Source organism: Agreia sp. (assembly GCF_964263775.1).
Classification (GTDB): Bacteria; Actinomycetota; Actinomycetes; order Actinomycetales; family Microbacteriaceae; genus Agreia.
Genome location: NZ_CAXVWM010000003.1, coordinates 1 through 2819 on the forward strand (window position 1 = coordinate 1; position 2819 = coordinate 2819).

The window sequence follows — 2819 nt, forward strand, 5'->3', positions numbered from 1 at the left end:
TCGGTGTGCGCGCTCACGACGGTGGCGACCTTCCAGATGCCGACCTGCGGGGCCGGGCTCACCAATACCGCTGTTCTTTCCAGGGGTCGCCGTAGAGGTTGTAGCCGTTCTGCTCCCAGAACCCCGGATCGTCGCGCGGCATCGTGGTGATGCCACGGATCCACTTGGCGCTCTTCCAGAAGTAGAGGTGCGGCACGAGCAGCCGCGCGGGGCCGCCGTGCTCCGGGTCGAGGTCCTGGCCGTCGAAGTCGAAGGCGATCCAGGCCTTGCCACCCTGCAGGTCTTCGAGCGGCACGTTCGTCGTGTAGCCGCCGTACGACTCGATCATCGTGTACGCGTCTGACGTGTCGATGTCTGCGAAGAGGGTGTCGAGCGAGACGCCGCGCCAGGTGGTGCCGAGCTTCGACCAGCGCGTGACGCAGTGGATGTCGGTGTGCACGTCTTCGATGGGCAGGGCCATCAGCTCGTCCCAGCTCCAGGTCGTCACGGCACCGGATTCGGAGGTGATACTGAAGCTCCAGTCAGCGGTGTCGATGCGGGGCGTGGGCCCGGCCGAGAGCACCGGGAAGTCTTCTGTGAGGTATTGGCCCGGGGGGAGATCCGGGTCGGACTCGCGCCTGCGCGCCCCAAAACCGCGGGAGAAGACTGCCATGGTGTGCTCCTTCGTGAGATGAGTGCAAAGCAAAACGTCTGAGTTCGATTCTGCCCTACGACCCGCTGGCGCGCGGAGTGAAATGTTTCGTGTGGACAGGGGGCGCCTCCTCCTGCCGACGGAGGTGCCGCCGCACGCACTTCGCTAGCGTGAGTGCTGTGACGAACAGCCAGACGGATGCGCTCGACGACGGATGGGTGCGCCCGCGGCCGTCGCGGCGCGCGTACCGAGAAGACGCGCTGCTCGCCTTCGTCATCTTCGCGCTCAGTCTCGGCAGCCTCGAGCTCTACGACTCGGGGGGGTTCTACTCCGACCCGGCGCCGCCGTGGCTCGGCGTACTGATGGTGCTGCTGCAGAGCGCGCCGCTCGGGTGGCGGCGGCGTTTTCCCGTGGCGGTGCTGATCGTCAGCGCCGCGGTGTTCATGGGCGTGCAGGTTCTGCATGTGCCCGAGGTGCTGTTCAGCAACATCGCGTTCTTCATCGCGATGTACACGGCGGGCGCCTGGAGCGCGCGTCGGCGCCTCGCCATGGTGTCGCGCCTCGTCGTGATCGTGGGCATGTTCGTGTGGCTGTTCTCGGCGCTGCTCGCGCCGGCCTTCGCCGAGAATTTCGCAGGCATGGATGTCGTCGGCTCGGTCACGCCGGCCATTGCGGTCGGCCTCGTGACGGTTCTGCAGAACCTGCTCTACTTCGGCGGCGGCTACTACTTCGGCAACCGGGCCTGGATCGCAGCCCGCGAACGTGCCGCCCTGCAGGACAGAACCGACCAGCTCGCCGAGGAGCGTGAGCGCACGGCGGCGCAGGCCGTGTCGCTCGAACGGCTGCGCATCGCCCGCGAACTGCACGACGTCGTCGCACACCACGTGTCGGTCATGGGAGTTCAGGCGGGCGCGGCGCGCCGCGTGCTGCACCGCGATCCTGCCCAGGCCACAGAGTCGCTCACCGCTATCGAGTCGAGCGCGCGGGAAGCCGTCGAAGAATTGCACCGGATGCTCACGACGTTGCGCGATGACAGTCAGCCCCCGTCTGGCGCCCGCGTTGTCGGCGGTGTTTCCGGAGGTGCCGTCGGTGCTGCCGGCACTGTCGGCGCCGTCGACGGCCCGAGCACTCACGGGGTCGAGCAACTGCCCGGCCTGCTCGACGACGCCCGCGCATCCGGATTCGGGGCCGAGCTCACCGTCGTGGGCGACCCGCGCGCCCTCACAGCGCTCGTGTCGATGACGGTCTACCGCGTCGTGCAAGAAGCGATCACGAACGCCATCAAGCATGCCGGGGCAGCCGCCTCGATCGACGTGCGGCTTCGCTATCTCGAGGCATCCGTCGAGGTCGAGGTCACAGACTCGGGTGGCTTGCCCGCGCGCGGAATTCCGACGCCGGGTTCGGGCTTGGGAATCGTAGGCATGCGCGAGCGCCTCACCGCGGTCGGAGGCACCCTCGAGGCCGGGCCGCGAGCACGGGGCGGGTACCTCGTGCGCGCCGACATCCCGACCGGCACGGCGGCGCCGGCTTCGGCACCGGTGCGGTCAGGTTCGACGGCGGCTTCGCCAGCGGGTTCACCAGAGGGTTCGCTAGCATCGGGTTCGCCAGCGCCGACAGGGGGCACTGCACGATGACCGACCTCATCGACGGCTCCGAACCGCCCGCAGACGCCGAGATCCGCGTTCTGCTCGTCGACGACCAGGATCTGCTGCGCAGCGGAATCCGCATCATCCTCGAGAGCGAACCAGGCATCGTCGTGGTGGGCGAGGCGCGCGACGGACACGGTGCGCTCGAACGCATCCGGCAGGTCTCGCCGGATGTGGTCTGCCTCGACGTGCAGATGCCCGGCATGGACGGACTCACCGCGACCCGTCTCATCACGGCCCTCGAACATCCGCCAGCCGTACTCGTTCTCACGACGTTCGACCGAGACGACTACCTGTTCGAGGCGCTTGAGGGCGGCGCCAGCGGCTTTCTGCTCAAGAACAGCACGCCCGAGCAGCTCGTCGACGCCGTTCAGGTCGTGGCCCGCGGCGATGCGCTGCTGAGCCCGGATGTGACGCGGCGCGTGATCGAGCGCTTCGCGCAGCGCGACGCCGGCGCGCGGGGTGCGGCTGCGGCGGGTTCGAACGCCGCGAGTTCGGGCGCCGTGGCCTCGCGGGCGGCGGGTTCGGATACCCGCGGCTCG

3 protein-coding genes are annotated in these 2819 nt (G+C 68.7%); 2 read left to right on the forward strand and 1 reads right to left on the reverse strand.

All coding sequences use genetic code 11. The features are described 5' to 3' along the window. Positions 1-58 precede the first annotated feature (58 nt). Positions 59-652 (reverse strand): sulfite oxidase-like oxidoreductase, encoded by a 594-nt coding sequence (locus ACE5CZ_RS00220; protein ID WP_374945340.1) that lies wholly within the window; start codon positions 650-652, stop codon positions 59-61. Between the two features lie 158 nt (positions 653-810). Here ACE5CZ_RS00220 and ACE5CZ_RS00225 point away from each other — a divergent pair, with 158 nt between their 5' ends. Next, positions 811-2265, forward strand: coding sequence for a sensor histidine kinase (locus ACE5CZ_RS00225; protein WP_374945341.1), 1455 nt, complete (start codon positions 811-813; stop codon positions 2263-2265). After that, the coding region (locus tag ACE5CZ_RS00230; protein ID WP_374945342.1) for a response regulator transcription factor at positions 2262-2819 on the forward strand (558 nt) is incomplete at its 3' end. The genes ACE5CZ_RS00225 and ACE5CZ_RS00230, both read left to right, overlap by 4 nt.

Bases quoted from the DNA above. Each gene is read 5' to 3' on its own strand.
- ACE5CZ_RS00220 (WP_374945340.1), bottom strand. From the start codon at position 652: ATGGCAGTCTTCTCCCGCGGTTTTGGGGCGCGCAGGCGCGAGTCCGAC.